Source organism: Pseudomonas japonica (assembly GCF_900188455.1).
GTDB lineage: Bacteria > Pseudomonadota > Gammaproteobacteria > Pseudomonadales > Pseudomonadaceae > Aquipseudomonas > Aquipseudomonas japonica.
In genome coordinates this window covers 93,078-119,823 of record NZ_FZOL01000005.1, presented here as the reverse complement: position 1 = coordinate 119,823, position 26,746 = coordinate 93,078, and the positions used below count along the sequence as shown (strand labels likewise).

Here is a 26,746-nt window from a genome sequence, read left to right as displayed (position 1 = left end):
CTCTCAACGGTAGACGGTCAGCGCCATGGCGCCGAACAGGCAGACAAACAGGCACAGGCGCAGCAAGGCCGGGTGCCAGAAAAAACGGTAGCCATCGACGCTGGCGATAAAGCGGTCCAGCCCCCAGGCAAGGCCCGCCGCGAACAGGAACATCAGGGTCACGGTGGGCATGTACAGGCCATGGAAGGCGATTTCACGAAGCATGCGGCAGTCCTTGCACCGCGCCGTATTCGGCCAACGGTGATTGTGGGTCGAGCAGCGAAGTGCGGATGAAGTGCAGGTAGCTCTGCACCCGGCGCAGGGCCGAGGTGTCGAAGTGACGGGCGAACGGTTCGTCGGTGGCCTGCACGCGGCTGATGGCATGCTCCACCGCCACCAGGGCGCGCTCGTGGTTGCTCGCCGACGGCTGCAGGAACAACCGCGCCAGCGCCCGCCCCATCACGCGGATGGCCTGGCGCCACGGCTGCGCTTCGGCATAGGACGGATGCACCGGGAGGATCGCCTGCTCCTTGCGCAGTTCGATGATGGCGTGACCGACTTCCAGCACCACGAACATCCAGCGCAACAGGCGGCTCTGCACCAGGGGCTGGCCGACCGCCAGGCCATAGGCCTGGTGCAGCAGGTCGCGGGTGCGGCTTTCGAAACCGGAACCGAGGCCACGCAGGCGCCCGCTGATGGCGAACAGCACCTGTTCGCGCAGATCCTGCTCCAGGCGGCTCCACAACCAGCGGCTGTTGGGCGGCAGGATGATCGCCCCGGCGGCGGCGCAGACCAGCATGCCGATGATCATGCCGATGTAGTCGTTGATAAAGGTGTAGGGGTTGTACAGCGTCAGGTTGTTCGGCACCGAACCGATGGCGAAGAACACCAGCAGGCCGATGCCGTAACCGGCGTAGGCCGGGCGCGCGGCAAGGAAGGCACCAATGGCCAGCACGGGCGCGAGCACCAGGCACAACAGCGCGAAGCCGTCGATCCAGGGGAACACGAAGAAGGTCTCGAAGAAGCCGACGAAGGCGCCGAACAAAGTGCCGCAGGCCATCTGGAAGGACAGCCGCCTGGGGTTCGGCGACGCCGCCGAAAGGCCCACGGTGACCGTGGCGATCAGGGTCATCATGCCGCCGCTGGGCCAGTCGCTGAGCAGCCAGAAACTGCCGAGCAACAGCAGTACCGCCGCCGCCCGCACCCCGGCGGCGGCCGAGACCAGCCAGCTGGTCTGCGCCACATAGGGCTCGTCCCACTGCTCGCGCTCATGGTTGTGCGCGGCCAGCGAGGCGTGGGTCTCGGCGTAGCTGTGCATGTCGTCGACGAAGCGGTAGAGCAGTTCGTAGGCGGTGTGGAAATCCAGCAGGTCGGACTCGCTCGGCGCGGTTTCCTCATAGGCCGCGCGCAGGGCACGGACCTGCGTCGGCAGACCGTCCTTGTAGGCCGCCAACTGCTGGGCCAGACGCACCGCGTCGGCATCGGTCAGGGCGCGGCCAACATAGGGATCGAGCAGTTCGGCGAGGGTCTTCAGGCCCGGTTCGATGGCCCCGACGATCTGCAGCGGGCCGCGCAGGCGCAGGCGTTCGAGCAACTGATGCAAGGCGTTGTAGCGCGTGGTGATGGCCATGAACTCGCTGTTCATGCGCACCAGGCGGCCGCTGCGTCGACGCATGTGCGGGTCTTCGAAGGCGGTGACGCTGCGCAGGCTCTCCAGGCCCACCGCCTCGGCGATGAAGCGCACGTTGCTGGTTTCCAGGCGATCGCGCTGGCTGTCGCCGCGCAGGCCTTCCACCACCACCCCGGCGAACACGCCGAAACGCTGGTACAGGGCATTGCGCATGGCGGCGCTGGCCGATTGCGGCAGGATCGCGGCGCTGACCAGGGTCGAGACGAAGATCCCCAGGCCGATCTCCAGCACCCGCCATACCGCGGCCATGAAGGCCTGCTGCGGCTGGTCGAGAATCGGCAGGCCGATCATCGCCGCGGTGTAGCCGGCGAGGACGAAGCCATAGGCGCGGAAGGTGCGGTAGCGCATCGCCCCCGCCGAACACAGGCCGACCCACAGCGCCAGGCTGGGCAGGAACAGCTCGGTGTTCTGCGGAAAGATGGCGATCAGCGCGACCATCATCGCCGAGCCGGCCAGGGTACCGAGCACGCGGTAGAAGCTCTTGGCGAACACATGCCCGCTCTGCGGCTGCATGACGATGAACACGGTGATCATCGCCGTGCGCGGCTGCGGCAGCTCCAGGCGCATGGCCAGCCACAGGGTGACGAAGGCGGCGGTCAGCACCTTGAAGATGTAGACCCAGGTCACGCCGTCAGTGCGCGCCCACTCGAGAAAGCCGCGGCGCCACTCCAGGGAGGCGAGCCAGCGCAGCGGCAAGGCCAGTGCGTTCATTGGGCGTGGCCAGGCTTGTCGAAGATTGCCAGGGTGCGGGGTGTCGGCGGTGGCGCCTGGCGCTCGGCGTCAGGCACGTCGGCGCCCGCGCCAAGGCCGCCGCCCAGCGCGGTGACCAGCCCGGCATGGGCACTCAGGCGCGCGGCCTGGACCTGCTGCTCGATCATCTGCTGCTTGAACAGCAGGGTCTGCGCGTTGAGCACGTTGAGGTAGTCGGTGAGGCCACGCTGGAAGGCGACCAGGGCGATGTCGTAGGTCTTGCGCGCCGAGGCCACGGACTCGGCGGCGAAGTGCGCCTGTTCCTTCATCGACTCGCGGCGGATCAACTGATCGGAAATGCCCTTGAGCGCCTCGACCACGGTCTGGTTGTAGCGCGCCACGGCGATGTCGTAGCCGGCCGAGGCGACACCGAGCTGCGAGCGCAGGCGGCCGCCGTCGAAGATCGGCAGGCTGATGGCCGGGCCGACGTTGTAGTTGAACTTGCGCCCGCTGAGAAACTCCAGGGGGCCGCCGCCGGTGGCCATGAAGCCGAGGCCGCCGATCAGGTCGACGTTGGGGAAGAACCCGGCATGGGCGACATCGATGCCGCGGGCCTGGGCCGCCACCCGCCAGCGACTGGCGACCACGTCCGGACGCTGGCCGACCAGCTCCGCGGGCAAGGCCGAGGGCAGTTTCAGCGGTGCGCCGAGGGACAGTTGCGGACGCTGCAACTGCGCGCCCTGCCCCGGGCCCTTGCCGGCCAATGCGGCGAGCTGGTTGCGCGCCAGGGCGATTTCCTCGTTGAGGGCATCCAGCTGGCGATGGGTTTCCGGCAACGGGGTCTGTGCCTGGCTGACTTCGAAATGGGTGCCGATGCCGCCGGCCAGGCGCCGTTCGGCCAGGGCGAGGATCTGTTCCTGCTGGGCCAGCTCGGCCTTGACCACGTCGCGCTGGGCGAAGTGCAGGGACAGCTGGATGTACACGCGAACCACGTTGTTCTGCAGTTCGAGCTGTGCCTGGCGGGCCTCGGCCACGCTCAGGTGGGCAAGGTCCACGGCCTGCTCGCTGGCGTTTTCCTCGCGGCCCCAGAGGTCGAGGGCATAGCGAAAACCGAGGGCGGCGTTGTTGTCCCAGGTGTTGGCGCCGGACAGCGCGCCAGGGCCGTAGAACTGGTCTTCCGGCCAGTTGTGGCGCTTGAGGGTGGCGTCGCCATTGACCTGGAGTTTCTCCGCCGACTCGACCACCCCAGCCATGGCCCGCGCCTCGCGAACCCGCGCCGCGGCCATGGCCAGGCTCGGGCTGTCGCTCAGGGCCAGGCTCATCCAGCGATCCAGTTGGGCATCGCCGTAGGCGCGCCACCACTGCTGCTCGGGCCAGTGCGCATCACGGGCGGCCTCGGCGATGGCCGCGTCGGTGGTCAGGGTATTGGCTTGCAGCGTCCTGCTTTGCGGGGCGATGCCCCAGGTTCCGATACAGCCGCTCAAGGTCAAGCTAAGGGCACAGACACTGAGCGCATTCAGCGCTCTGATGATGCGACGCGGCACAGCGGCGAATTCCCGACGTAGGTGGATGAAACCAGGACGCCGCAATTCTAGGGGCGCGCCGCGATGGCGATAAGCGTGCTTTCCTGCGAATCTTTGTTACCAAAACGGCGATAATCCGGCTTTAGTCGGAAGACCGGCTTAGTAACTTCATGTCACAATTCCGTCGTCTTCTTTGAGAGCGCCCCATGGACACCCTGCAAAACATGCGTGCTTTCAGCTGCGTCGCGCAGGTCGGCAGCTTTACCGCCGCCGCCGTGCAGCTGGATACGACCACCGCGAACGTCTCGCGGGCGGTTTCCAACCTGGAAGCACACCTGCAAACCCGCCTGCTCAACCGCACCACCCGGCGCATCGCGCTGACCGAGGCCGGCAAGCGCTACCTGATGCGCTGCGAGCAGATCCTCACCTATGTCGAGGAAGCCGAGGCCGAGGCCAGCGACGCCCACGCGCGCCCCGCCGGGCAACTGAAAGTGCACTCGATGACCGGGGTCGGCCAGCATTTCGTCATCGACGCCATCGCCCGCTATCGCCAGACCCATCCGGACGTGACCTTCGACCTGACCATGGCCAACCGCGTGCCGGACCTGCTGGACGAGGGCTACGACGTGTCCATCGTGCTCGCCAGCGAACTGCCGGACTCCGGTTTCGTTTCGCAGCGCCTGGGCATCACCTACAGCATCGTCTGCGCCTCGCCGGAGTACGTGGCCATGCACGGCGGCGCGCACAAGCCGTCGGACCTGCTCAAGCATGCCTGCCTGCGCATGGTCAGCCCGGTGATCCCACTGGAAAAGTGGCTGTTCGACGGCCCGGAAGGTCAGGAAGTGGTGAACATCACCCAGGCACCGTTCCAGGTGAACTCGGCCGATGCGATGAAGGCGGCGATCCGCAGTGGCATGGGGGTCGGTGTGCTGCCGATCTACTCGGCCATCGACGGCCTGCGCGACGGCACCCTGGTGCGGGTGATGCCGGAATATCGCCTGCAGGAGCTGAACCTGTACGCGATCTACCCATCGCGGCAGTACCTGGATGCCAAGATCAAGACCTGGGTCGAGTACCTGCGCAACTCCCTGCCGGAGATTCTCGCGGCCCATGAAGCGGACCTGAAAACTCACGAACTGCGTCTGGCGAACTGAAATCGTCATACACAGCGGGCGTCGGGAATGATAGCGTGCTACTCATTTCCCGACGCCCGCTGAGATTTCGCTGATGAAAAAGACGGTACTCGCTTTCAGCCGCATCACCCCGCCCATGGCCGAGCGCCTGCGGCAGGACTTCAACGTCATCGTTCCCGACCCGAAGCACGGCGATATCGCCGCCCAGTTCAACGAAGCGCTGCCCGAGGCCCACGGCCTGATCGGCGCGGGGCGCAAGCTGGGCCAGGCGCAACTGGAAGGTGCGCTGAAGCTGGAAGTGGTGTCCAGCGTCTCGGTGGGTTACGACAACTATGACGTCGCCTACCTGAGCGAACGCGGCATCGCCCTGACCAACACCCCCGACGTGCTCACCGAAAGCACCGCCGACCTCGGCTTCAGCCTGATCATGAGCAGTGCCCGGCGGGTCGCCGAGCTGGATGCCTGGACCAAGGCCGGCAACTGGAAGGCCACCGTGGCGCCTTCGCACTTCGGCTCGGACGTGCATGGCAAGACCCTGGGGATCGTCGGTGCCGGCAATATCGGCGCGGCCATCGCACGGCGTGGGCACCTGGGCTTCAACATGCCGATCCTGTACAGCGGCAACAGTCGCAAGCCGGCGCTGGAACAGGCGTTCGGGGCAACGTTCGTCAGCCTGGAGCAGTTGCTCGCGCAAGCCGATTTCGTCTGTCTGGTGGTGCCGCTGAGCGCGCAGACCAAACACCTGATCGGCGCCGAACAACTGCGGCAGATGAAGCGCAGTGCCTTCCTGATCAACGTGTCGCGCGGGCCGGTGGTGGACGAGGCGGCGCTGGTCGAGGCATTGCAGAACGGCACCATTCGTGGCGCGGGGCTGGATGTGTACGAGAAGGAGCCGCTGAGCGAATCGCCGCTGTTCTCGCTGAGCAATGCGGTGACCTTGCCCCATGTCGGTTCGGCGACCGCCGAGACCCGGGACGCCATGTCCAACCGGGCCATCGACAACCTGCGCGCGGCCCTGCTGGGTGAGCGACCGCGGGACCTGGTGAACCCGCAGGTCTGGAAGTAGGCCTTGAGGGCCTCATCGCGGGCAACGCCCGCTCCCACAAGGTTTGCCGGTTGTGGGAGCGGGCGTTGCCCGCGATGGGGCACTTGAGACCACCGAAAAAACCTCTACCTCAACACCGCTTCACCAGCCAGCACCTTGACCTTCGGCTTCCTGAACACCAACACATTCCCCATCATCACCAACACCAGCCCCACCAGCGCCGGTGCCGTCCACTCATACCCCTCCACCACCGCCGACACATTCAGCGCCACCAGCGGAAACAGCACGGTGCAATACGCCGCCCGCTCCGGCCCCATGCGCCCGACCAGGGTCAGGTAGGCGGTAAAGGCAATCACCGACCCGGGAATCGCCAGGTACAGCAGCGAGCCGATGTACTGCGTGCTCCAGTCCATGCCGAACGGCACCCCGCTGACCAGGCAATACAGCCCCAGCATCGTCGCGCCATAGAGCATGCCCCAGGCATTGGTGGTCAGCGGCCGCAGACCGGCCTTCTGCTGCACGCTGGACAGCATGTTGCCAGCGGAAAAACACAGCGTCCCCGCCAGCCCCAGGCCAAGCCCGAGCAAGGTTTCATGGCTCGCCGCCTGCCCGGCCAGCTCCGGCCAGAACAGCAACCCCAGCCCCGCCAGCCCCATTGCCCCGCCCAGCAGGACGTTGGCGGCGATCTTCTGGCCGAAGAACACCCGCGCGTTCAGTGCGTTCCACAGGGTGGCGGTGGAGAACACCACGGCGATCAGCCCGGTGGTCACCCATTGGCTGGCGGTGAGGAAGCAGATGAAGTTGACGCAGAACAGACACAGCCCCTGCGCCACGCAGACCAGGTGCCCGCGCCGGTTCATCGGCTGCAGCTTGCGGCTGAGCAGGAGAAAGGCGAACAGCACCAGCGCCGCCAGGGCGAAGCGATAGACGATGGACGCCGGAATGGCGACCACGCCCAGTTGCAGTTTCAGGGCGATCCAGGTGGTGCCCCAGATCAGCACGGTGAGCAGGTAAAGCGAGAGGTTCATGGCGAAGGCTCCTACGGTTGCCTTCAGTCTCCTGCGCAAAACAGGTCGGACGCTTGCACAAACTTGCGCTTTTGTCGGGCAGCGGGCTGTCAGACCAATTCCCAGGGCGTAGGATGGCGTCGGAGGTAGCCATCATGACCGCGCTCGACCAGTTGCAGGTGTTCAAATCCATGAATGCTTCGCCCCATGCCCGCCTGGAAAGCAGCGCGCTGCTGGGCGAAGGCATTGCGGCGGCGTTGTGGAGCAACCGTCATGATGCCCGCGACTACGAAGCCCCCAGCCACCACACCCTGTCCTGCTACATCGCCGAGGGTACCGGTACGTTCCGTCGCGGCCAGCCGGGACGCAAGGGCGCGCCGGACAAGCTGTGCATCATGCCCGCGGGCTGTGTCTCGCACTGGATCGTCAACGGCAGCATTCGCCTGGCTCACCTGTACATCAGTGAGGAGCAGTTCGCCCTCGGCTGCGTAACCCTGCTGGACCGCGAGCCCAGACAGTTGCAACTGCGCGAGGCGGACTTTCTTGAAGATCCGCGGCAGGCGGCGCGGTTTCGCCAGTTGATCGCACTGAACTGGAACGAGCCCGGGGAGCGCTTGCTGACCAGCAGCCTGGCCCATGAAATCCTCGGCCACGCGATCCTCAGCCAGGTCGGACTGCGCGAGGGCCTGAAGCTGAAGGGCGGGCTGGCGCCACACCAGCGCCGGCAGTTGGCGGACTACATCGAGACGCATCTGGAGCAGTCGATCGGCCTGAGCGAACTGGCCGGATTGTGCAGCCTGTCGGAATACCATTTCGCGCGGATGTTCCGCGAGAGCTTCGGCTTGCCGCCGCATCAGTACCTGCTGGCGCGGCGCCTGGCCAAGGCCCGGCAGTTGCTCGCGGGTGGGGATCTGCCGTTGGGCGAAGTGGCGCTGGCGTGCGGGTTTGCCAGTGCCAGTCATTTCAGCAACCGCTTTCGCCAGGCGCAGGGGGCTACGCCGGGGGCGTACAGATTGGCGTTGCGCGAGGCAGGCTCCTCCTGACACACTCGGAACCACTCCCCCATCACCCGCTTCTCTCTCCACCACTACCTTGAAATCTCGACTTTCAAGGAAGAACCCCAATGTCTGATCGCCTGCGTCGTGGCCGGTTTTCCGAAACCGGCCGACTTTACCTGCTCACCAGTGTTGTCCGGGACCGAGAACCTCTTTTCCATGATTTGAAACTGGCTCGACTGATCGTTGGCCAGTTCCGTCTTGCTCAAGAAGAGGGGCACGCCAGTTCGCTGGCCTGGGTGGTAATGCCGGACCATATCCATTGGCTGGTGGATCTGCATGAGGGGACCCTGGGGGCGCTGATGCGGCGCTTCAAATCTCGTAGTGCACTCGGGATCAATCGGGTGCTTCAGCGTAAGGGGCAGTGTTGGCAGGAAGGGTTTCACGACCACGCATTGCGCCGAGAGGAGGATGTCCGTGAAGTGGCGCGGTACATCATTACCAATCCAGTGCGTGCAGGTCTGGTTGCCCGGGCGAGAGATTATTCGCATTGGGACGCGGTTTGGTTGTAGGAGCGCGGCTTGCCCGCGAAACGGGCGCGTAGCGGCCGCAAGATTGCTGCCGCTGGCATGGCTTAAGATCGGGAACCGGGACCGCTTTGCGGTCCTTCGCAGGCAAGCCAGCTCCTACGACAATCGGCCGCTTCACCCCGCCACCGTAGGAGCGCGGCTTGCCCGCGAAACGGGCGCACAGCGGCCGCAGGATTGCTGCCGCCGGCATGGCTTCACATCGGGAACCGGGACCGCTTTGCGGTCCTTCGCAGTGGTTCGTCACACGACAAGCCAGCTCCTACGACAATCGGCCGCTTCACCCCGCCACCGTAGGAGCGCGGCTTGCCCGCGAAACGGGCGCGTAGCGGCCGTAAGATTGCTACCGCCGACATGACTTCAGATCGGGAACCGGGACCGCTTTGCGGTCCTTCGCAGGCAAGCCAGCTCCTACAAAAGCAGATCGCGTCAGTCTCACCGTAGGAGCGCGGCTTGCCCGCGAAACGGGCGCGCAGCGGCCGCAAGATTGCTACCGCCGGCATGGTCTCAGATCGGGAACCGGGACCGCTTTGCGGTCCTTCGCAGGCAAGCCAGCTCCTACAAAAGCATCTCTCACCGTAGGAGCGCGGCTTGCCCGCGAAACGGGCGCGTAGCGGCCGCAAGATTGCTACCGCCGGCACGGTCTCAGATCGGGAACCGGGACCGCTTTGCGGTCCTTCGCAGGCAAGCCAGCTCCTACGACAATCGACCGCTTCACCCCGCCACCGTAGGAGCGCGGCTTGCCCGCGAAACGGGCGCGCAGCGGCCGCAAGATTGCTACCGCCGACATGGTTTCAGATCGGGAACCGGGACCGCTTTGCGCTCCTTCGCAGTGGTTCGTCACACGACAAGCCAGCGCCTACGGCCCGCCTCAGAACTCCAACGTACTCGACAGGCTCACCTGCCGCGCATCCCCCATCGCCACGAAGTAGCGGTTCACCGCCGAGGTGTAGTAGGTCTTGTCGAACAGGTTCTTCACGTTCAACTGAAAGCGCACCTTGTGCGCGTCCAGCTTCGTTTCATAACTGGCGAAGGCATCCGCCACGGTGTACGGCGGCAGGTCGAAATCGTTGACCGGGTTGCCCGCCCGCTCGCCCACATAGCGCGCCCCCGCGCCCAGCCGCAGGCGGTCGCCGCCGAAGACCGCACCGACGTCGTACACCGCCGACAACGATCCACTGTGCTTCGCCACGTTCTGCAGGCGATTGCCTTGGTAGTCCGGGTCCTTGGTCACTTCCGCATCGGTGTAGGCATAGCTGCCCATCAGGCTCCAGCGCTCGCTCAACGGTCCGCTCACGTCCACTTCCAGCCCGCGGGACTTCACCTCCCCCGCCGCGCTGTAGACGGTGTCGCCAGTCGCGGTATCGAAGTTGGACACCAGCACATTGCGCTTGGTGATATCGAACAGCGCCACCGTGGCGCTGAGGGATTCCGGCAGGTCCAGCTTGGCGCCGACCTCCCAGGACTTGCCCTCCTCCGGCGCGATCGCCGAGTCGAGCACCAGGCCACCGGTCAGCGGCGCGATGCTGGAGTTGGGCTTGAACGATTCGCTGTAGCTGCCGTACAGCGACAAGGTGTCGTCGACCTTGTAGACCACCCCGGCATGCGGCACCCAGGCCTGGTCGTTGTTGTCGGTGTTGGCCTTGAAAGGCCGTCCGCGCCCGGCGTACTGGTCGTAGGTCTGCCAGCGCGCGCCGGCCACCAGGATCCAGTGATCGTCCAGGTGCAGCGAGTCCTGGAAGAACAGCGCGTCGTTGCGCAGCTTGTCGGTCTGCGCGCTGTCGCTGGCACGCACGGTGCTGCCCTCGACTTCGCGGCCATACACCGGGTTGAGGTAGCTGAAGGTGCTGCGCGACGCCTGGCGGATCAGGTCCGAGCGGTAGATCTTGCGGTATTCGCTGTCGACGCCGAACAGCAGGTCGTTGCGCAACCCGGCGATCTGCACCTTGCCGTCGAAGCTCAGGGTGGCGAAGCGGTCGCTGCTGAGCGAGCCGTGGGTGCCGTCGATGCTGCGGGTCAGGGTGCCACGGCTGGCGTTGACCCCGGTCACCCGCACCTGGCTGGCATCGTAGGTCTCGCGGTTCCAGCTGTAGCCGAAGTGGGCCTTCCAGTCGTCGTTGAACTGGTGATCGATCTCCAGGCGATACAGGTCCGAACGCCCTTCCATGTCGTTGAACGGCTCGTCCAGGCGGCGTTCGGCGGGAATGTGCAGCGGCCGGTTGGTGTTCGGGTCGATGGCGGTGCCGCGGTCGAACGGGTAGACGAACTCGCGGTGTTCGTAAGCCAACTGCACCTGGGTGTTCTCGCCGTACCAGGCCAGCGACGGCGCCACCAGCGATTCGCGGTGCACACCGTAGTTGCGCCAGTAGTCTTCGTCCTCGTGGTCCAGCACCAGGCGATAGGCCAGGCCGCTGTCGCCCAGCGCGCCGGTGCTGTCGAGGCCGCCGCCGCTGCCGTTCTTGCCCGAGCCATAGGTCGAGCCGCGCAGGTTGAGGGCGTTGTAGCCCTGCAGTTGCGGGCGCTTGCTGACCACGTTGATCACCCCGCCCGGGTCCTGGATGCCGTACAGCAGCGAGGCCGGGCCCTTGAGCACTTCAACCCGCTCGGTGGTGGCGTTGAGGCTGCGGCCCTGCACGATGGGCATGCCGTCGCGCATGATCGAACCGTCACGGTTGTCGCCGAAGCCGCGCTTCATCACGGTGTCGGAGGTACCGCCGAAGTTGTTGCCCTGGGTGATGCCGCTGACGTTGTACAGGGCATCGTCGAGGTTGCGCGGGGCCTGGTCCTTGAGCACCTGCTCGGGCACCACGTTGATCGCCTGGGGGATGTCCATGCTCGATGCCGAGCCACGCATGATCGAGGTGCTCTGCGGCTGGCTGTAGCTGCCGACGCCGTTCGCCTGCGCGGTGACGCTGGTAGCGTCGAGGCTCAGGGTACCGGCATCGCGGGCCACTGGTTCAAGAGTCAGGGTGCGGGCGTTGAGGCGACGATAGCCGAAGCCGGAGTTCTGCAGCAGGCGCTGCAACGCCTGCTCGGCACTGAGCCGGCCGCTCAGCGCCGGTGCCGGCAGGCTCGGCAGGTCGACGGTGTAGACCACGCTGAGGCCGGTGATCCGGCTGAAATCGCTCAGCGCCTGAGGCAGCGGCTTGGCCGCGAGGTCGAAGGCATAGACCTGCTCGATCTGCTCCGCGGCATGCGTCGGCACCACCCCGACGGCCATCAGGCCCGCTGCCATACCGATTGAAAGACTGTGAACCACCGCCGACCTTGCACGCATGCCGATGAACCTGTGAGAGAACCTTATTAATGCGAATAGATCGCACTTCCACTCACTACACGGATGCCGTCGCGAAGTACCTCACCCCTTTTGCGAATTTTTTTTCAGCGCAGCAACGTGACCCGGCCAAGCAGGGTGTGGCGCTGGAATCCGGCCACCGCGCCAAGGGCGTCGAGCGCCGCCAGCGGATCGTTGCCGGGGAAGCTGCCACTGACCTTGCGCGCGCCGAGGTCGCCGTCGAGCAGCAGGATCCGCCCCGGGTAATAGCGGGCCAGGTCGTCGACCACCTGGCGCAGCGGCACCTGGTAGTAGTTCAGCCAGCCCTGGCGCCAGGCCAGGCGGCTTTCGCTGTCGACACCGTGCACGCCGCCGGCGCTGCCGTCGCGGTAGTCCACCTGCTGGTTGGCGCCGAGGATCTGCGGCGGCTGGCCTTCGCCGGCGCTGACCGCGACCCGCCCGGACAGCACGGTGACGTCCACCCCGCCGTCCTGCCGACGCACCTCGAACTTCGTCCCCAGCACCTCGGTGCGTCCACCGTCGGCCTCGACGATGAACGGCTGGCCGGTGTGCGCGACCTGGAAGAACACCGCGCCACGCTGCACCTCGATGCGCCGCTGGCCGTTGCTGAAATCGACGCTGATGGCGCTGTCGGCATCCAGCGTCAGTTGCGAGCCGTCGGCCAGGGTCACGTCACGGACCTGCCCCACCGCCGCCACATGGTCGGCAGCGAAGTCACGCAGCCAGTCCGCCGGATGCCAGCCGGCACCGAGAGCGAGCATCAGCAGCACCGAGGCGGCGGCCGCCAGGCTGCCCAGCCTGCGCCAGGACGACGCGGCCGGACGCTGCATGGCGCGCAGGTAGGCTTGCAGCGCCGGGTCTTCCTCGCTGGCCAGGCGCGCGGCCGGCGCTTCGCTGAGCCGCCACAGTTGCTGCGCCTCGCGGTAGGCCTGGCCGTGCGCCGGATCGCTGAGCAGCCAGCGCTTGAACGCCGCGCCCTCGGCCAGCGCCGGCTGGCCGTTGATACGGGTCAGCCAGTCGAGGGCGGTCTGCTGCTGTTCAGGGCTGGTCGGGGCGTTCATCGCGGCGCGCTTCCTGGCTTGCGGGATTGCTCGGGGTCCACGGCGACACTCGCCTTGCAGGCCTCGAGGGCACGCATCATATGTTTTTCCACGGCACTTTGGGACAGGTTCATGACCTTGGCGATCTCGCCATAGGTGCGCCCATGGATGCGGTTGAGCAGGAAGATATGCCGGGTGCGCTCGGGCAACTGGCGCAGGGCCGCCTCGATCCGGCGCAGGTCGCTGTCGGCTTCGAGGGCGGCCTGCGGCTCGCTGTCCAGCGACGGCTGCAGCGGCTCGGCCAGGCTGTCGGTGACCCGCTCGCGGGCACCTTCGCTGCGCAGGTGGTCGATGGCGATATTGCCGGCGCAGCGCATCAGATAGCTGTCCAGGGCTTCGACCTCGACCTGCGGCCGGCGCCAGAAGCGCAGGAACAGGTCCTGCACCAGGTCCGCCGCCGTCGCCCGGCAACCGACCCGCCGGCTCACCAGGCTTTCCATGCGCCCGCGCTGGGCCAGGAATACCTGGAGGAAGCGTGCCCGCGCCGGGGTGTCGGCGGGTGGCGGATCGAAAGGTTCGTTCATCGCTTCAGATCAACCCCAGCGCGGCAAAGGGCGCCAGCAGCAGGCTGAGCAGGGCCAGCCCGAGCAGCCAGCGCGGTCGATAGGGCAGGACGAACACCCACAGGCACAAGCCGGCCATGAACATGCCGAAGAACTCGGCCAGCCCCACGGCCCAGCCCGCGTGCTCAACCGCCGCACCCAGGGCGAGGGCCAGCAGCAGCCAGCCGGCGCCGCGCAGGCCGAGCAGTTGCGCCGCCGTCGCCTTGCGACCGAGCAGTTCGTTGAAATGCTTGTCCATGGCCAGGCACAGCGCGGCGGACCCCGCGAAGGCAAACAGGGCGATCGCCAGCATCAGCCTGCCTCCGCTTCACTGTTGCGCGCGGGCGCGGCCTTGGCCGGCCGTGGCACGCGCTTGGGCGCCGGGGTCGGCTCGCCGAACATCTTGCCGGCGCTCCAGGCGAGGAACAGGCCACAGCCGAGGGCGGTGAGGTCGAAGCCGGCCATGGCCCAGTCGCCGCCGCGCAGGGAATGCTGCAGGCCTTGCCCGGTACTCAGGGCGTTGAGCAGCGGCAGCCCCGCCCAGAGCAGCGCCGCCAGGGCCAGTTGCTCGCCCCAGGCGCGTCGGCCCGGTCGCAGCACGGCATGCAGCAACGCGCTCAGCCAGACGCCGAAGAACACATTGACCTCCCAGTCGGCGCGCCCCTGCAAGGCTACCGGCAGCAGGCGATTGGCCCAGAAGAAACCGGCCACGGCGAGGATCAGCCCGCTCATGCTGGCGATATTCAGCACCTCGACCAGACGCAGTTCGAATGGCTGGGTGCCGCTTTTCGCATGCTTGAGCTGGCGCTTGCCGAGCCACAGCACCAGGCCGGTGCCGATCACCGCGGTGCCGGCCAGGCCGAAGAAGAAGTACAGCCAGCGCAGCAGTGGCCCGGCGAACGAGGCCATGTGCAGGCCATAGAAGCCGCCACTGATGATCCCCGGCACATGCTCGGCGCGCGCGCGCCAGGCCAGCGAGTCGTCGGCGGCGTCGTAGCGCCAGCCGGCGCCGCGCTGCACGGCGACGCGCTCATGGCCGTCGGGGATGAACAGCACCTGGGCATTGCGATCGCCGGGGCGCTGCACGTCGACCCAGATCACCTTCGCCTCGGGCGCCTGCTCCAGGACCTTCGCGTACAACTGCGGCAAGGCCGGCAGCGGCTGCTTCTCACCGGATGGCTGCAGGGTCTGCCGCGGGCTGAACACGTCGTTGAAGAACGCCTGCTCGTCGCTGCCATAGCTGGCGAGGATGCTCGCCGGCATGACCATGTACATGAAGATCACCAGGCTGCTGTAGCTGATCATCAGGTGGAACGGCAGCACCAGCACGCCGATCGCGTTGTGCCCGTCGAGCCAGGAACGCTGGCCCTTGCCGGGACGGAAGGTGAAGAACTCCTTGAAGATCTTCTTGTGGGTGATGATCCCGGTGACCAGGCCGACCAGCATCATCAGCGCGGCGAAGGTCGCCAGCCAGCGGCCCCAGGGATGGGGCATCTCCAGCTGGAAGTGGAAGCGGTAGAAGAAGTCCCCGCCACGGGTGTCGCGGGCCTCGATTGCCTCGCCGGTGGCGGCGTCGAGGGTCTTGCGGGTGAAGCCGCGCGGACCGTCGCCGCCACGCCAGCCGACGCCGATGCCGGGGGTGCGTTCGTCCGGCAACTGGATGAACCAGCTCGGCGCATCGGCGGCATGGCGTTGCAGGTAGTCCTGGGCCCTGTCCAGGCTGGTGGCGGTGTCCAGCGCGTGCACGGGGATCTCCGGCTGACTCCAGCGGGTGATCTCGGGCTTGAAGTAGGACATCGTCCCGGTGAGGAAGATCGCGAACAGCAACCAGCCGAAAATCAGTCCGGCCCACGTGTGCAGCCAGGCCATCGCCTGGCGGAAACCCTCTTTCATGGCTGGTTCATCCAGTACGTCAGTCCATTGATCGCCGCCAGCACCACGGCCGGCAGCAGGATACCCAGCCAGGCCCTGGCCGCGGTGCGCGCGGCGAACGCCCAGAGGAAAGCGCCGAGGTAGAACAGGAACGAGCTCATCATGCCGCTGAGCACCGCCTCGGGGCGTGGCAGCGGCAGCAACAGGCTCAGGCAGACGCTGGCCATGGACGCCAGCAGATAGCCACCGAGCAACGCCGCGAGGCAGCGCGAGGCCACGGCCAGGCGGTAACTCAGGTTCAGGCCGGCGGCTTTGCTCTTCATGAAGGAATGTCCACGGCGGAAAAGGCCGACAATATAAATGATAAGGATTCTCACACGCAAAACTGTCTTACACACCGGCGGTCATTGTCCGATTGCCGGTCTGAGCTTTTCCCACATACAATGCGAACAATTCTTATTCTTTTGCGCATCGCGGCGCCGGAGTGTTCAGGTGCCCAGCGCCCCTCGCGTTCTCTCGACTTCGCTGGAAGGCCTCTACCACGACCATCATCACTGGCTCACCGGCTGGCTGCGGCGGCGTCTGGGCTGCCCGGAGAATGCCGCCGACCTGGCCCAGGACACCTTCATGCGTCTGCTGCAGGCCCGCGAGGCACCGGCGCCGAACGAGCCGCGCGCCTTCCTCACCACCGTGGCCAAGCGCGTGCTGTTCAACCACTACCGCCGCCAGGAGCTGGAGCGCGCCTACCTGCAAGCCCTGGCACAGTTGCCGGAAGACGTGGCGCCGTCGGAGGAACACCGGGCGATCATCTTCGACACCCTGCTGGAACTGGACCGCCTGCTCGATGGCCTGCCGAGCCAGGTCAAGCGCGCCTTCCTGCTGGCCCAGGTCGATGGCCTGAGCTACAACGAAATCGCCGCGCAACTGGGCATCTCCCTGGCCACGGTGAAACGTCATCTGAACAAGGCGGCCATGCGCTGTTACTTCGCCCTGTGAACCACGACAACCGCGCATTCTCCCCCCGCGTCGCCGAACAGGCCGTGCACTGGCTGATCGAGCTGCAGGGCGGCAGTCTCGACCCGCGTCAGCAACTGGCGATGGAGCGCTGGTTGCAGGCCAGCGAAGAGCACCGTCAGGCCTGGGCGCACATCCAGCGGGTCAACCAGCGCCTGAACGGCCTGTCATCCCCGCTGGCCCACGCCACCCTGCAGGCATCCGCCTCGGCCAGCCGGCGTCGCGCCCTGAAGTTGCTGCTGATACTCGGTGCCGGCAGCGCCGCGGGGCTGGGCATGCAGGCCAGCGACCGCCTGCCGCCGCTGCTGGCGGACTACCGCAGCCCGCTGGGGCAGCGCCGGCAACTGCGCCTGGACGACGGCAGCCAGTTGCACCTGAACACCGCCAGCGCCGCCGATGTGCGCTTCGATGCCGGGCAGCGCCTGGTGCACCTGCTCGACGGCGAACTGTTGCTCGACGTGGCCGAGGATCGCCGGCCGTTGCGGGTGCTGACCCGCGATGGCCTGCTGGACCTGTCCGCCGGGCGTTTCAATGTTCGCCAGTGGTCGCGGCAGAGTGGCGTGGCGGTGTTCCAGGGGCACGCGAGCCTGGCCGGGGAGGTGCTGGAGCGTGAGCAGCAGGCACGTTTCGACGAAGCCGGCTGGAGCGTGCGCGGGCCGCTGGACGCCAACAGCGGCGCCTGGGTCGACGGCATGCTGGTGGCGGCGCACATGCCGCTGGCGGAGTTCCTCGAAGAGCTGGGGCGCTATCGACGCGGGCAGCTCAACTGCGACCCGGCGGTGGCCAGGTTGCGGGTGTCGGGCAGTTATCCGCTGGCGGACAGCGAGCGGATCCTGGAACTACTGGAGGTGGCCTTGCCGGTCAGGGTGCGGCGGTTTACCCGGTATTGGGTGACGGTGGAAGCTCGCGCCTGATGTCTGGGCCTGCTGCGCAGGCCTTCGCGGGCAAGCCACGCTCCTACGAGGATTGCGCGGCAAATCCGATATCACGCAATTGCGCGGCAAACCGGATATCACGCGATTGCACGGCAAACCCGATATCACGAAATTGCGTGGCAAACCGGATATCACGCGATTGCGCGGCAAACCCGATATCACGCGATTGCGTGGCAAACCGGATATCACGCGATTGCGCGGCAAACCCGATATCACGCGATTGCGTGGCAAACCGGATATCACGCGATTGCGCGGCAAACCCGATATCACGCGATTGCGTGGCAAACCGGATATCACGCGATTGCGCGGCAAACCCGATATCACGCGATTCCGGTAGGAGCGTGGCTTGCCCGCGAAGGACCGCAAAGCGGTCCCCAAAAATAAATCTCAAAACGGTGAGCCGTTTTCCGAACCTCGCGTGACAGAGAAGACAGAACCCTTCCCTCCCGCTCTTCTCAAGGATCCCGCAATGCCCTTCCGACCGAGCCCGCTCGCCCTCGCCCTGCTGCTGTCCCTCGCCAGCGTCGCCCCGCTGCACGCCGCCGAAGCCCCGGCACGCAGCTACCAGATCGCGCCGATGTCACTGGAAAGCGCCCTGAACCAGTTCGGTCGCGACAGCGGCGTGCTGATCTCCTTCGCCTCGGAAATCACCCAGGGCCTGCGGAGCCACGGCCTGAGCGGCGATTTCACCCCGGCCCAGGGGCTCGCCGCCCTGCTGCAAGGCACCGGCCTGGAAGCCCGCGCCGAAGGCGACAATGCCTTCAGCCTGCAACCTGTGAGCGACGTCGCCAGCGCACCGATCGAGCTCGGCGCCTCCAGCGTGGTCGGTGACTGGCTCGGCGATGCACAGCAGGACAACGTCTTCGAGCACCCCGGTGCCCGCGATGTGATCCGTCGCGAGGAATTCGAACGCAGCGGCGCCAGCAGCGCGCGGGAAGTGCTCAACCGCATCCCCGGCGTCAACGCCCCGGAGAACAACGGCACCGGCAGCCACGACATGGCCCTGAACTTCGGCATTCGCGGCCTCAACCCGCGCCTGGCCTCGCGCTCCACGGTGCTGATGGACGGCATTCCGGTGCCCTTCGCGCCCTATGGCCAGCCGCAGCTGTCCTTCGCCCCGATCAGCCTCGGCAACATGGATGCGGTGGACGTGGTGCGCGGTGGCGGCGCGGTGCGCTACGGGCCACAGAACGTCGGCGGCATCGTCAACTTCGTGACCCGGGCGATTCCCGACGAGCCCACCGTGAAGGCCGGCCTGCAGACCCAGACCAGCCCGTCGTCCAGCCATGACGGCTTCAAGAGCAGCGCCAACCTGCTCGCCGGCGGCACCGCCGACAACGGCCTCGGCGGCGCCCTGCTGTACTCCGGCACCCGCGGCGGCGACTGGCGCGAGCACAGCGACACGCAGATCGACGACCTGATCCTCAAGGGCAGGTTCCAGATCGACGAGGCCAACAGCCTGCACGCCATGGCCCAGTACTACGAGGGCGAGGCGCAGATGCCCGGCGGTCTGAGCGTGGCCGACTACAAGGCCGATCCCTACCAGTCGACACGACTGGTCGACGAGTTCTGGGGCCGCCGCACCATGATCAACGCCGGCTACGACTACAAGGACGGCGAGCGCCAGTTCAGCGTCAACAGCTTCTTCACCAAGACCCTGCGCAGCGGCTACCTGCGCCAGGGCAGCTCGATCTCGCTGTCGCCGCGGGAATACTGGGTGCGCGGTATCGAGACCCGCTTCACCCAGGGCTTCGCCCTCGGTGAGAGCCACCACGAGGTCGGCCTCGGCTACCGCTACGTCAACGAGGCCGGGCACGAGCTGCGCTTCATGGAAGCGGTCAGCGCCAACCGCCTGCCGAGCACGGCGAGCCGCAACGACCGCGATACCCGTGGCGCCACCGAGGCCCACGCGCTGTTCCTCGACGACCGCATCGACATCGGCCAGTGGACCATCACCCCGGGCATCCGCTACGAGATGATCGACTCGCGGCAGAACAACAACCTCACCGGCAAGGACTATCAGGGCAGCTACAACACCGCCCTGCCGGCGCTCAACGTGATGTACCACCTGAGCGACAGCTGGAACCTCTACGCCAACACCGAAGGCTCGTTCGGCAGCGTGCAGTACAGCCAGATGCCCAACCGCGTCGACCAGGGTGAAGTGAAGCCGGAGAAGGCGCGTACCTGGGAAGTCGGCACCCGCTACGATAACGGCAACTTGCAGGCAGAAGCCGGCCTGTTCCTCATCAACTTCGACAACCAGTACGAAAGCAACCAGACCAACGACAGCGTGATCGCCCGCGGCGAAACCCGTCACCAGGGACTGGAGACCAGCGTGAAATACGCCCTCGACGACGTCAGCCCGGCGCTCGCCGGTTTCGACGTGTACGCCAGCTACGCCTTCGTCGACGCGAGCATCCGCGAGGACGGCGCGAACAAGGGCAACCGCGTGCCGTTCTCGTCGCGGCACAAGGGCACGCTGGGTGTCGGTTACACCGAGGGTCCGTGGAAGCTGAACCTGGACAGCACGTACCAGAGCGACCAGTTCGCCGACAACGCCAATACCGCGCGGGAAAGCGCCGACGGCAGCACCGGGCGGATCCCCGGCTACATGCTGTTCAGCAGCCGCGCGGCGTATGACTTCGGGCCGCAGCTGTCGAACCTGAACGTAGCGGTGGGGGTGAGGAACCTCTTCAATCGCGAGTACTTCACCCGGTCGTTCGACGACAACAACAAGGGCAAGTACGTGGGGGAACCGCGGACGGTGTATCTGCAGACGTCGGTGGCGTTCTGAGGATTGCACAATCCCCTGTGGGAGCGAGCTTGCTCGCGAATGGGCCGCGTTGCGGCCCAACCCTGACCACTTATCTCCCTGATCCTAACCCGATTTCCCAGCCCGTTTGAAAGAATAATTTTTTATTTTTTAGGGGGTTGAAATGTTCGGCGAAGTGCCTGACCTTGTAGTCAAGAGGCAATGATTTCCACAGGGGTCCCTCCCCTCATCGGCCTCTTGCGAGCTAGCTGAATAAGGATTGGAATCATGCAAATCCAGGTCAATAGCGACAACCATATTCAAGGCAACATCCGTCTGGAGCAGTGGGTACGCAGCACAGTGGAAAGCACGCTCGACCGCTACGACGACTCCCTGACCCGCATCGAAGTGCATCTGCGGGACGAGAACGGCGAAAAACCCGGCCCGCACGACAAACGCTGCCAGATGGAGGCACGCCCAAAAGGCCATCAACCGATTTCCGTTACCCACAAGGCCGCCTCGCTGGAGCAGGCGATCGAGGGTGCAGCCCAGAAACTGAACAACGCCCTGGAACACCTGTATGGCAAGCTGCGCAGCAAGCGCGCGGTGACCGAGCAGGTCGGCAGTGCCAATGACGCGCTGCTGCAAGAAGAATTCCTGGAGCGGTTGGGCTGATAGACCAAAACCAGTAAGCGAGACGATAAAAGCCCCGGGACCCAAGGACCCGGGGCTTTTCATTTGCGCTGAAGTCCAGCGGCGGACTCAATGGTTTTGCAACTTCTCCAGCTCATCCGCCCGCTGCCTGGTCATGTCCACCTCACACCCCGCCCCGTTCAACTGATCGATGGTCCCGCCGGTCAGCCCGTAATACATCCCGCAATTGGCATCGCGGTACTTGACCCACAGGCGCTGTGCATCGCGCAGCTTGCCTTGCTGTTCGGCTTCGAGGCTGGCCATGGCCTGCTTGTACGTCTGGTTCAGACGGGTGTCCTGGCGCTTGAGCTCGGCACCGGAGCAGTCGCGCATGGCGACCGTGGTATTGGCGCCCTGCATGCACTGGCTGTAGCTGTCGGCCTGGGCCATCTGGCTGGCGCCCAGCAGGGCCAGGACGCTGGCGAGGATTCGCGGGGTCATCGGCAAACTCCATGTCGGGGTGAACGGGTTGGGTAACTCATGAAACAGCAGGTTCCAGCAGGCAGGCACGCATCACTTGCCCGCGCAACCAGCGATGCGCGGCATCGCCCTCGCGGCGTTCGTGCCAGGCCTGCTGGAAAGCGAAGGCGCGGATCGGCAGCGGCGGCGGAAAACAGCGCAGCCGGCGAGGTGGCCGCGACAGGCTGCGGCGCGCCACGGTCAACAGCAGATCGGTGCCGGCGAGCACTTCGGTGGCCGCCGTCCAGTGTGGCAGAGCGAGGGCCACCCGGCGCTGCACACCCAGCGCCGCCAGCGCCAGGTCGATCTCGTTGTCGGCCCCGGGACGCACCGCCACCAGCACATGGGGCCGCGCCAGCCACTCGGCCAGCTCCAGGCCACCACGGGCCGGCAGGGTATCGCGGTCGGCGAGGCAGGCGAAGGTTTCCTCGAACAGGGTCTCGGCACACAGCGGCACGGCCAGGTCGGGGAATACGCCCAGGGCCAGGTCGACTTCACCATCCATCAACTGACTGAGCATCGCCTCGCGGCTGCCCTGGGTCACCACCAGGTCGATGCCCGGCGCCTCCTCGCGCAAGCTGCGCATCAGCGGCGGCAACACCACCCGCGCGCCATAGTCGGACATCGCCAGGCGAAAGCCGCGCCGCGCCCGTGCCGGATCGAAGCCAGGACTGCTGAGCAGGGCGTCGAGCTGTTGCAGCGCCTCCTGCAGCGGCTGCGCCAGGGCCAGGGCGCGGGCAGTGGGTTGCAGACGACCACCGCGACGCACCAGCAGCGGGTCGGCGAAGATCTCGCGCAACTGCGCCAGGGCATGACTCACCGCCGGCTGGCTGCGGTGCAGGCGCAAGGCCGCGCGGGAGACATGCTGCTCGGCCAGCAGGGCGTGCAGGGTCAGCAGCAGGTTGAGGTCGATACGGCGCAAATCATCCATTTGACGAATAGCCTGTGTGCGGAATTCGAATTTCCATCCAGCGTGTGGATAACCAAGACTGCCTCATGCCTGTCCTGTGTATCAAGGAGTCCGCCATGAATCTGAATCTCGCCCCTGCCGTCGTGCTGTTGCCGCTGGTAGCCCTGCTCGCCGGTGCCGCCGTGCCGTTCCAGGCCGGGAGCAATGCCGCGCTCGGCCGTTTGCTCGGTCATCCGTTGTGGGCGGCGCTGGTGTCATTGTCGGTGAGCGTGCTGCTGGTGCTGCCGGCGCTGTGGCTGATGCGCGCGCCGCTGCCGCACATCGCCGCGCTGGCCAATGCGCCGTGGTGGGCATGGTTCGGCGGGGTGGCCGGGGTGGCCTATATCACCGCGGCGCTGATCCTCACGCCGAAGCTGGGGGCGGCGGGGTTCATCGTCTGCGTGATCGCCGGGCAGGTGCTGTCGTCGCTGGCGATCGACCAGTGGGGCCTGATGGGCCTGCCGGAGCGGCCGGTGAACCTGGCGCGCTTGCTGGGGGTGGGGTTGATCGTGGTGGGGATGCTGGTGGTGCAGTGGGGCACCACCTCCAGCCGGTAGATCCCGGCCGGCTGCTCAGGCCGCCGTGGAGCCGAATTCGAAGGGTTGCAGCGGCGGCAATCCATGGGCCGCGCGGGCATCGTCGCAGCGCTGGTTGTGCTCGCCGTTTTCCCAGGACGCCTCGAACTCGCGGCAAGGGGTCGAGCGCTGCTCGTACATGTTGCAGGCAACAGCCTTGCCCACCTCCCCGTCCAGGGAAATGCAGCGCGCCGGCTTGGCGTCGGTGCCGATCATGGCCACCCGGTGCGGGGTGATCTGCACCACCAGGTCGTCCGGTACGCAGCCCCCGGCCGAGGCGCATTCACCCCAGAAGAAGGAGACACGGAAGTGCGCGCAGCAGGCGCCGCAAGTCAAGCAAGGATGGGTATCGGACATGGTGTCGGGAGGGGGGAAGAATTGTCGTTATGGGGAGGATCCCGTCGCCAATTCTATGCAATGGCACGCCGTTGAGAAGGGGGTGAAGAAAAGAAAGTTCGGCGTCCGACCGGCGGAATGAAAAAAGCCCGAAGCGCCCATGCAACGGGGGCTTCGGGCTTTTCGCCAGCGCCTTACACCTTGGCCGGTTTCAGGCTTTTCGGCGGCTCGATGCCATCGGCGCGGAACATCTGGCGGATGCCGCGAACCGCCTGGCGGATCCGGTCCTGGTTCTCGATCAGGGCGAAGCGCACGTGGTCGTCGCCGTAGTCACCGAAGCCGATGCCCGGCGATACGCAGACCTTGGCCTCGGCCAGCAGCTTCTTGGAGAACTCCAGCGAGCCCAGGTGCGCATACTGCTCGGGGATCTTGGCCCAGACGTACATCGAGGCCTTGGGGTTGTCGACCATCCAGCCGATTTCGTGCAGGCCCTTGACCAGCACGTTGCGGCGCTGGCGGTACTGCTCGGCGATGTCGCGCACGCACTGCTGGTCGCCTTCCAGGGCGGCGATGGCCGCCACCTGCAGCGGGGTGAAGGTACCGTAGTCGTGGTAGCTCTTGATCCGCGCCAGGGCATTGACCAGCTCCGGGTTGCCGACCATGAAACCGATGCGCCAGCCGGCCATGTTGTAGCTCTTGGACAGGGTGAAGAACTCCACCGCGATGTCCTTGGCTCCCGGTACCTGCATGATCGACGGGGCTTTCCAGCCGTCGTAGACGATATCGGCGTAGGCCAGGTCGTGAATCACCAGCACGCCATACTGCTTGGCCAGTTCCACCACCCGCTCGAAGAAGTCCAGCTCCACGCACTGCGACGTAGGGTTCGAGGGGAAGCCGAGGATCATCATCTTCGGTTTCGGAATGGATTCGCGGATGGCCCGCTCCAGCTCGGTGAAGAAGTCCACGCCCGGAACCAGCGGTACCGAACGGACCTGGGCACCGGCGATGACCGCGCCGTAGATATGGATCGGATAGCTGGGGTTGGGCACCAGCACCGTGTCGCCGTGGTCCAGGGTTGCCAGCATCAGGTGAGCCAGGCCTTCCTTGGAGCCGATGGTGACGATGGCTTCGCTTTCCGGGTCGATCTCGACCTTGTAGCGCTCCTCATACCAGCGCGAGATCGCGCGGCGCAGACGGGGGATGCCTCGGGAAGTGGAATAGCCGTGGGTGTCTTCGCGCTGGGCGACCTGCACCAGCTTCTCGACGATGTGCGGCGGCGTGGCCCCGTCGGGGTTGCCCATGCTCAGGTCGATGATGTCCTCGCCACGACGGCGCGCGGCCATCTTGAGTTCGGCGGTGATGTTGAAGACGTAGGGGGGGAGACGATCGATGCGCGCGAAACGGCGCGGCGAGCTGCTGTCGGCCATGCTTTCCTCGGAGACGTAAGCGCCCGGAACCGTCCGAGCGACGTTGGCCACTGCGGTGGCCGAGGGAGAATGTAGGGCTGGGTGTGGATGGATGTAAAGCGATATTTACTGGCTCTGCTTTTGTCTGTGCTGGCCTCATCGCGGGCAACGCCCGCTCCCACAGGTTTTCGGCGACTCCAAACCTTGTGGGAGCGGGCGTTGCCCGCGATGGGGCCCGAAAGGCAGAAACAAAAACGCCCCGGAACCTCTCGGCTCCGGGGCGTCTTCGTCAAACCGTTCGTACTCAGTGCACGTAGGTCATCAGCACTTCGGCAGGCGAGCGGGTATCCACCGACATCATCACGCTCAGGGCAGTGATGGTGAAGATGGAGAACGCGAACACCTTGCGCGCCCACAGGCGGTCATCGGACACCTTGTTGCCGCGCCAGGCCATGTACAGCCAGTACAGGCCCATGGCCGCCGCGACGGCCAGGTAGCCCAGGCCAGCGTAGCCGCCGACGGTGAGCATCAGGGTCGCGACGATGAACGCAACGATGTACCAGAGGATCTGCTTCTTCGCCGCCTGCACGCCACGCTCGACCGGCAGGACCGGGATCGACGCGGCGCGATAGTCGTTGAAGCGGAAGATCGCGATGGCATAGGAGTGCGGCATCTGCCACAGGCTGAACATCACCAGCAGGGTCAGCGCAGCCAGGTCGAACTGGCCGCTCACCGCGCAGTAGCCGATCACCGGAGGCATGGCACCGGACAGGCTGCCAACCAGGGTGCCGTGCACCGACTTGCGCTTCAGGTACAGGCTGTAGAAGCCGACGTAGATGACGAAGCCGATCAGGCCGCACAGCGCTGCCAGGGCATTGGCCTTGAAGTACAGCAGGCCGAAGCCGGCGACCCCGAGCAGGGTCGCGTAGGCCAGTGCCACCGGCGACGAGATCGCGCCCTGGACCATCGCGCGGTTCTTGGTGCGCTCCATCTTCACGTCGATGTCGCGGTCGATCCAGTTGTTGAAGACACAACCGGAGGCGACCACCAGCGAAGTACCGATCACCGTGGCGAGGAACAGCATGAAGTCGACATGCCCTTGCGCGGCGAGGAAGAACCCGCCCGCTACCGACAACACGTTGCCGAAAATGATTCCCGGCTTGGTGATTTGAATGTAGTGCTTAAGGGACATGCCGCCTTACCTCACTTCGCCATCATGCTGGTATGGATGCTGAACATGATCCACAGCGACAGACCGACCAGCAGGGCGATCACCAGCGCGGTGAACAGGAACGACGTCACGCTGGAGCGTGCCGCCTTCGAGCCATCCAGGTGCAGGAAGTAGTACAGGTGCACGACGATCTGGATCACCGCGAAAGCGACGATGATCAGCAGGGTCATGTCCTTCGGCAGGGTCGGATACATCACCAGGCCGAACGGAATGACGGTCAGGATCACCGACAGGATGAAGCCGATGGCGTACGACTTGACGCTGCCGTGGTTGGCTTCTTCGTGGCCGTGGCTGTTGTGTGCGTTAGCCATTTACAGAACTCCCATCAGGTACACGACGGTGAACACGCAGATCCAGACCACGTCCAGGAAGTGCCAGAACAGGCTCAGGCAGCTCATGCGGGTCTTGTGGGTGTTGGTGATGCCGTGCTTGTTGATCTGATACATCAGGATCGCCATCCAGATCAGACCCGCGGTCACGTGCAGACCGTGGGTACCGACCAGGGCGAAGAAGCCCGACAGGAAGCCGCTGCGGCTAGGACCGAAGCCCTCGCTGATCAGCAGGTGGAACTCGTTGACTTCCATGCCGATGAAGCCGGCACCGAGCAGCCAGGTCACAGCCAGCCAGCCGAGTACGCCGGCCTTGTTGCCCTTGTACATCTGCAGCATGGCGAAACCGAAGGTGATACTGGAGAACAGCAGCAGCGCGGTCTCGCCCAGTACGTAGTTCAGCTCGAAGATGTCATGACCCGACGGGCCGCCGGCGAAGTTGCCGGACAGCACCGCGTAGGTGGCGAAGATCGACGCAAACAGGATGCAGTCGGTCATCAGGTACAGCCAGAAACCGAAGACGGTCATCTCGCTGCTGTCGTGATGGTGATCGTCGTGCCCATGGTCGTGACCATGAGCACCTGCGTTGATTACATGACTGGACATTGA

General features: G+C 65.8%; 27 protein-coding genes. 9 read left to right on the top strand and 18 right to left on the bottom strand.

Annotated elements, in window-relative coordinates:
* Positions 1 to 3: 3 nt before the first annotated feature.
* Genes CHB99_RS08335 through CHB99_RS08325 form a run of 3 tightly spaced genes read right to left on the bottom strand, consistent with a single transcriptional unit; the run spans position 4 to position 3,903 of the window.
* A complete protein-coding gene (locus CHB99_RS08335) occupies positions 4 to 204 on the bottom strand; it encodes a DUF1656 domain-containing protein (protein WP_042120875.1) in 201 nt (66 codons plus the stop codon).
* A complete protein-coding gene (locus CHB99_RS08330; RefSeq protein ID WP_042120876.1) occupies positions 194 to 2,380 on the bottom strand; it encodes an FUSC family protein in 2,187 nt (728 codons plus the stop codon). Before CHB99_RS08330 ends, CHB99_RS08335 begins: the two co-directional genes overlap by 11 nt.
* Entirely contained in the window at positions 2,377 to 3,903 is a 1,527-nt protein-coding gene (locus CHB99_RS08325) for an efflux transporter outer membrane subunit (RefSeq protein ID WP_042120877.1), read from the bottom strand. The genes CHB99_RS08330 and CHB99_RS08325 overlap by 4 nt, the downstream gene beginning before the upstream one ends.
* A 185-nt stretch (positions 3,904 to 4,088) precedes the next feature.
* Between CHB99_RS08325 and CHB99_RS08320 the strand changes: the two genes are divergently transcribed.
* Together CHB99_RS08320 and CHB99_RS08315 are read left to right on the top strand one after the other, a co-directional pair.
* Complete coding sequence (locus CHB99_RS08320; protein WP_042120878.1) at positions 4,089 to 5,036, top strand: LysR family transcriptional regulator; 948 nt, start codon at positions 4,089 to 4,091, stop codon at positions 5,034 to 5,036.
* Positions 5,037 to 5,109: 73 nt separating this feature from the next.
* Positions 5,110 to 6,081 (top strand): 2-hydroxyacid dehydrogenase, encoded by a 972-nt coding sequence (locus CHB99_RS08315; protein ID WP_042120879.1) that lies wholly within the window; start codon positions 5,110 to 5,112, stop codon positions 6,079 to 6,081.
* A 104-nt stretch (positions 6,082 to 6,185) separates the two neighbouring features.
* On the opposite strand, the gene CHB99_RS08310 is transcribed toward CHB99_RS08315, so the two are convergent.
* Positions 6,186 to 7,088 carry a DMT family transporter gene (locus CHB99_RS08310; RefSeq protein WP_042120880.1) on the bottom strand — a complete coding sequence of 301 codons (903 nt, stop codon included), beginning with the start codon at positions 7,086 to 7,088 and terminating at the stop codon, positions 6,186 to 6,188.
* A 134-nt stretch (positions 7,089 to 7,222) separates the two neighbouring features.
* On the opposite strand from CHB99_RS08310, the gene CHB99_RS08305 reads away from it, so the two are divergent.
* Positions 7,223 to 8,110, top strand: coding sequence for an AraC family transcriptional regulator (locus tag CHB99_RS08305; protein ID WP_042120881.1), 888 nt, complete (start codon positions 7,223 to 7,225; stop codon positions 8,108 to 8,110).
* 80 nt (positions 8,111 to 8,190) lie between these two features.
* Positions 8,191 to 8,634, top strand: a complete 444-nt coding sequence (locus CHB99_RS08300; protein WP_084702457.1) for an REP-associated tyrosine transposase — start codon at positions 8,191 to 8,193, stop codon at positions 8,632 to 8,634.
* Between the two features lie 886 nt (positions 8,635 to 9,520).
* Here the strand turns inward: CHB99_RS08300 and CHB99_RS08295 are convergent.
* The 6 genes from CHB99_RS08295 to CHB99_RS08270 form a co-directional block, all read right to left on the bottom strand.
* Positions 9,521 to 11,926: a TonB-dependent siderophore receptor gene (locus CHB99_RS08295; protein ID WP_042120883.1), complete on the bottom strand. Its 2,406-nt coding sequence runs from the start codon at positions 11,924 to 11,926 to the stop codon at positions 9,521 to 9,523.
* 104 nt (positions 11,927 to 12,030) lie between these two features.
* A complete protein-coding gene (locus CHB99_RS08290; protein ID WP_042120884.1) occupies positions 12,031 to 13,005 on the bottom strand; it encodes a FecR family protein in 975 nt (324 codons plus the stop codon).
* Positions 13,002 to 13,568, bottom strand: a complete 567-nt coding sequence (locus CHB99_RS08285; RefSeq protein WP_042120885.1) for an RNA polymerase sigma factor — start codon at positions 13,566 to 13,568, stop codon at positions 13,002 to 13,004. Before CHB99_RS08285 ends, CHB99_RS08290 begins: the two co-directional genes overlap by 4 nt.
* A 4-nt stretch (positions 13,569 to 13,572) precedes the next feature.
* Positions 13,573 to 13,899, bottom strand: a complete 327-nt coding sequence (locus CHB99_RS08280; protein ID WP_042120886.1) for a DUF3325 domain-containing protein — start codon at positions 13,897 to 13,899, stop codon at positions 13,573 to 13,575.
* Entirely contained in the window at positions 13,899 to 15,479 is a 1,581-nt protein-coding gene (locus tag CHB99_RS08275) for a PepSY-associated TM helix domain-containing protein (protein ID WP_042120887.1), read from the bottom strand. The genes CHB99_RS08280 and CHB99_RS08275 overlap by 1 nt, the downstream gene beginning before the upstream one ends.
* On the bottom strand, positions 15,476 to 15,781 hold the full coding sequence (locus CHB99_RS08270; RefSeq protein ID WP_042120888.1) for a DUF3649 domain-containing protein: 306 nt from the start codon (positions 15,779 to 15,781) through the stop codon (positions 15,476 to 15,478). The genes CHB99_RS08275 and CHB99_RS08270 overlap by 4 nt, the downstream gene beginning before the upstream one ends.
* A gap of 169 nt (positions 15,782 to 15,950) precedes the next feature.
* Between CHB99_RS08270 and CHB99_RS08265 the strand changes: the two genes are divergently transcribed.
* Positions 15,951 to 16,454, top strand: coding sequence for a sigma-70 family RNA polymerase sigma factor (locus tag CHB99_RS08265; RefSeq protein ID WP_042120889.1), 504 nt, complete (start codon positions 15,951 to 15,953; stop codon positions 16,452 to 16,454).
* Positions 16,451 to 17,386: a FecR domain-containing protein gene (locus tag CHB99_RS08260; RefSeq protein WP_042120890.1), complete on the top strand. Its 936-nt coding sequence runs from the start codon at positions 16,451 to 16,453 to the stop codon at positions 17,384 to 17,386. The genes CHB99_RS08265 and CHB99_RS08260 overlap by 4 nt, the downstream gene beginning before the upstream one ends.
* Here CHB99_RS08260 and CHB99_RS29495 read toward each other — a convergent pair.
* The gene (locus CHB99_RS29495; protein WP_487379631.1) at positions 17,312 to 17,704 is read right to left on the bottom strand and encodes a hypothetical protein; all 393 of its coding nucleotides are present in this window, start codon (positions 17,702 to 17,704) and stop codon (positions 17,312 to 17,314) included. The two genes, CHB99_RS08260 and CHB99_RS29495, sit on opposite strands and share 75 nt — an antisense overlap.
* Positions 17,705 to 17,876: 172 nt before the next feature.
* Between CHB99_RS29495 and fecA the strand changes: the two genes are divergently transcribed.
* Positions 17,877 to 20,201 carry a TonB-dependent Fe(3+) dicitrate receptor FecA gene (gene fecA / locus CHB99_RS08255; protein ID WP_042120892.1) on the top strand — a complete coding sequence of 775 codons (2,325 nt, stop codon included), beginning with the start codon at positions 17,877 to 17,879 and terminating at the stop codon, positions 20,199 to 20,201.
* A 246-nt stretch (positions 20,202 to 20,447) separates the two neighbouring features.
* Entirely contained in the window at positions 20,448 to 20,834 is a 387-nt protein-coding gene (locus CHB99_RS08250; protein WP_042120893.1) for an HPF/RaiA family ribosome-associated protein, read from the top strand.
* Between the two features lie 87 nt (positions 20,835 to 20,921).
* On the opposite strand, the gene CHB99_RS08245 is transcribed toward CHB99_RS08250, so the two are convergent.
* Both CHB99_RS08245 and CHB99_RS08240 read right to left on the bottom strand, forming a co-directional pair.
* Complete coding sequence (locus CHB99_RS08245) at positions 20,922 to 21,293, bottom strand: lysozyme inhibitor LprI family protein (RefSeq protein WP_042120894.1); 372 nt, start codon at positions 21,291 to 21,293, stop codon at positions 20,922 to 20,924.
* A 37-nt stretch (positions 21,294 to 21,330) separates the two neighbouring features.
* The gene (locus CHB99_RS08240) at positions 21,331 to 22,242 is read right to left on the bottom strand and encodes a LysR family transcriptional regulator (protein ID WP_042120895.1); all 912 of its coding nucleotides are present in this window, start codon (positions 22,240 to 22,242) and stop codon (positions 21,331 to 21,333) included.
* Positions 22,243 to 22,337: 95 nt separating this feature from the next.
* Here CHB99_RS08240 and CHB99_RS08235 point away from each other — a divergent pair, with 95 nt between their 5' ends.
* Positions 22,338 to 22,817, top strand: a complete 480-nt coding sequence (locus tag CHB99_RS08235) for a DMT family transporter (RefSeq protein ID WP_042120896.1) — start codon at positions 22,338 to 22,340, stop codon at positions 22,815 to 22,817.
* A 15-nt stretch (positions 22,818 to 22,832) separates the two neighbouring features.
* Here CHB99_RS08235 and CHB99_RS08230 read toward each other — a convergent pair whose 3' ends face one another.
* The 5 genes from CHB99_RS08230 to cyoC all read right to left on the bottom strand — a co-directional run bounded on the left by CHB99_RS08230 (position 22,833) and on the right by cyoC (position 26,743).
* On the bottom strand, positions 22,833 to 23,192 hold the full coding sequence (locus CHB99_RS08230; protein WP_042120897.1) for a YkgJ family cysteine cluster protein: 360 nt from the start codon (positions 23,190 to 23,192) through the stop codon (positions 22,833 to 22,835).
* Positions 23,193 to 23,365: 173 nt separating this feature from the next.
* Entirely contained in the window at positions 23,366 to 24,598 is a 1,233-nt protein-coding gene (gene alaC, locus CHB99_RS08225; protein WP_042120898.1) for an alanine transaminase, read from the bottom strand.
* Between the two features lie 283 nt (positions 24,599 to 24,881).
* The gene (cyoE, locus tag CHB99_RS08220) at positions 24,882 to 25,769 is read right to left on the bottom strand and encodes a heme o synthase (protein WP_042120899.1); all 888 of its coding nucleotides are present in this window, start codon (positions 25,767 to 25,769) and stop codon (positions 24,882 to 24,884) included.
* Between the two features lie 11 nt (positions 25,770 to 25,780).
* The gene (gene cyoD / locus CHB99_RS08215; RefSeq protein WP_042120900.1) at positions 25,781 to 26,119 is read right to left on the bottom strand and encodes a cytochrome o ubiquinol oxidase subunit IV; all 339 of its coding nucleotides are present in this window, start codon (positions 26,117 to 26,119) and stop codon (positions 25,781 to 25,783) included.
* Positions 26,120 to 26,743, bottom strand: coding sequence for a cytochrome o ubiquinol oxidase subunit III (cyoC, locus tag CHB99_RS08210; protein WP_042120901.1), 624 nt, complete (start codon positions 26,741 to 26,743; stop codon positions 26,120 to 26,122). It abuts the gene before it with no gap.
* Positions 26,744 to 26,746: the final 3 nt, after the last annotated feature.

What these genes read in the sequence shown, in the direction of transcription:
- cyoC (WP_042120901.1), bottom strand. Translation starts at nt 26,743, where the DNA reads ATGTCCAGTCATGTAATCAACGCAGGTGCTCATGGTCACGACCATGGG.
- CHB99_RS08315 (WP_042120879.1), top strand. Translation starts at nt 5,110, where the DNA reads ATGAAAAAGACGGTACTCGCTTTCAGCCGCATCACCCCGCCCATGGCC.
- CHB99_RS08235 (WP_042120896.1), top strand. Translation starts at nt 22,338, where the DNA reads ATGAATCTGAATCTCGCCCCTGCCGTCGTGCTGTTGCCGCTGGTAGCC.
- CHB99_RS08305 (WP_042120881.1), top strand. Translation starts at nt 7,223, where the DNA reads ATGACCGCGCTCGACCAGTTGCAGGTGTTCAAATCCATGAATGCTTCG.
- CHB99_RS08270 (WP_042120888.1), bottom strand. Translation starts at nt 15,781, where the DNA reads ATGAAGAGCAAAGCCGCCGGCCTGAACCTGAGTTACCGCCTGGCCGTG.
- CHB99_RS08300 (WP_084702457.1), top strand. Translation starts at nt 8,191, where the DNA reads ATGTCTGATCGCCTGCGTCGTGGCCGGTTTTCCGAAACCGGCCGACTT.
- CHB99_RS08280 (WP_042120886.1), bottom strand. Translation starts at nt 13,899, where the DNA reads ATGCTGGCGATCGCCCTGTTTGCCTTCGCGGGGTCCGCCGCGCTGTGC.
- fecA (WP_042120892.1), top strand. Translation starts at nt 17,877, where the DNA reads ATGCCCTTCCGACCGAGCCCGCTCGCCCTCGCCCTGCTGCTGTCCCTC.
- CHB99_RS08230 (WP_042120897.1), bottom strand. Translation starts at nt 23,192, where the DNA reads ATGTCCGATACCCATCCTTGCTTGACTTGCGGCGCCTGCTGCGCGCAC.
- CHB99_RS08290 (WP_042120884.1), bottom strand. Translation starts at nt 13,005, where the DNA reads ATGAACGCCCCGACCAGCCCTGAACAGCAGCAGACCGCCCTCGACTGG.
- CHB99_RS08330 (WP_042120876.1), bottom strand. Translation starts at nt 2,380, where the DNA reads ATGAACGCACTGGCCTTGCCGCTGCGCTGGCTCGCCTCCCTGGAGTGG.
- cyoE (WP_042120899.1), bottom strand. Translation starts at nt 25,769, where the DNA reads ATGTCCCTTAAGCACTACATTCAAATCACCAAGCCGGGAATCATTTTC.
- CHB99_RS08320 (WP_042120878.1), top strand. Translation starts at nt 4,089, where the DNA reads ATGGACACCCTGCAAAACATGCGTGCTTTCAGCTGCGTCGCGCAGGTC.
- alaC (WP_042120898.1), bottom strand. Translation starts at nt 24,598, where the DNA reads ATGGCCGACAGCAGCTCGCCGCGCCGTTTCGCGCGCATCGATCGTCTC.
- CHB99_RS08250 (WP_042120893.1), top strand. Translation starts at nt 20,448, where the DNA reads ATGCAAATCCAGGTCAATAGCGACAACCATATTCAAGGCAACATCCGT.
- CHB99_RS08240 (WP_042120895.1), bottom strand. Translation starts at nt 22,242, where the DNA reads ATGGATGATTTGCGCCGTATCGACCTCAACCTGCTGCTGACCCTGCAC.
- CHB99_RS08285 (WP_042120885.1), bottom strand. Translation starts at nt 13,568, where the DNA reads ATGAACGAACCTTTCGATCCGCCACCCGCCGACACCCCGGCGCGGGCA.
- cyoD (WP_042120900.1), bottom strand. Translation starts at nt 26,119, where the DNA reads ATGGCTAACGCACACAACAGCCACGGCCACGAAGAAGCCAACCACGGC.
- CHB99_RS08335 (WP_042120875.1), bottom strand. Translation starts at nt 204, where the DNA reads ATGCTTCGTGAAATCGCCTTCCATGGCCTGTACATGCCCACCGTGACC.
- CHB99_RS08295 (WP_042120883.1), bottom strand. Translation starts at nt 11,926, where the DNA reads ATGCGTGCAAGGTCGGCGGTGGTTCACAGTCTTTCAATCGGTATGGCA.
- CHB99_RS08310 (WP_042120880.1), bottom strand. Translation starts at nt 7,088, where the DNA reads ATGAACCTCTCGCTTTACCTGCTCACCGTGCTGATCTGGGGCACCACC.
- CHB99_RS08245 (WP_042120894.1), bottom strand. Translation starts at nt 21,293, where the DNA reads ATGACCCCGCGAATCCTCGCCAGCGTCCTGGCCCTGCTGGGCGCCAGC.
- CHB99_RS08275 (WP_042120887.1), bottom strand. Translation starts at nt 15,479, where the DNA reads ATGAAAGAGGGTTTCCGCCAGGCGATGGCCTGGCTGCACACGTGGGCC.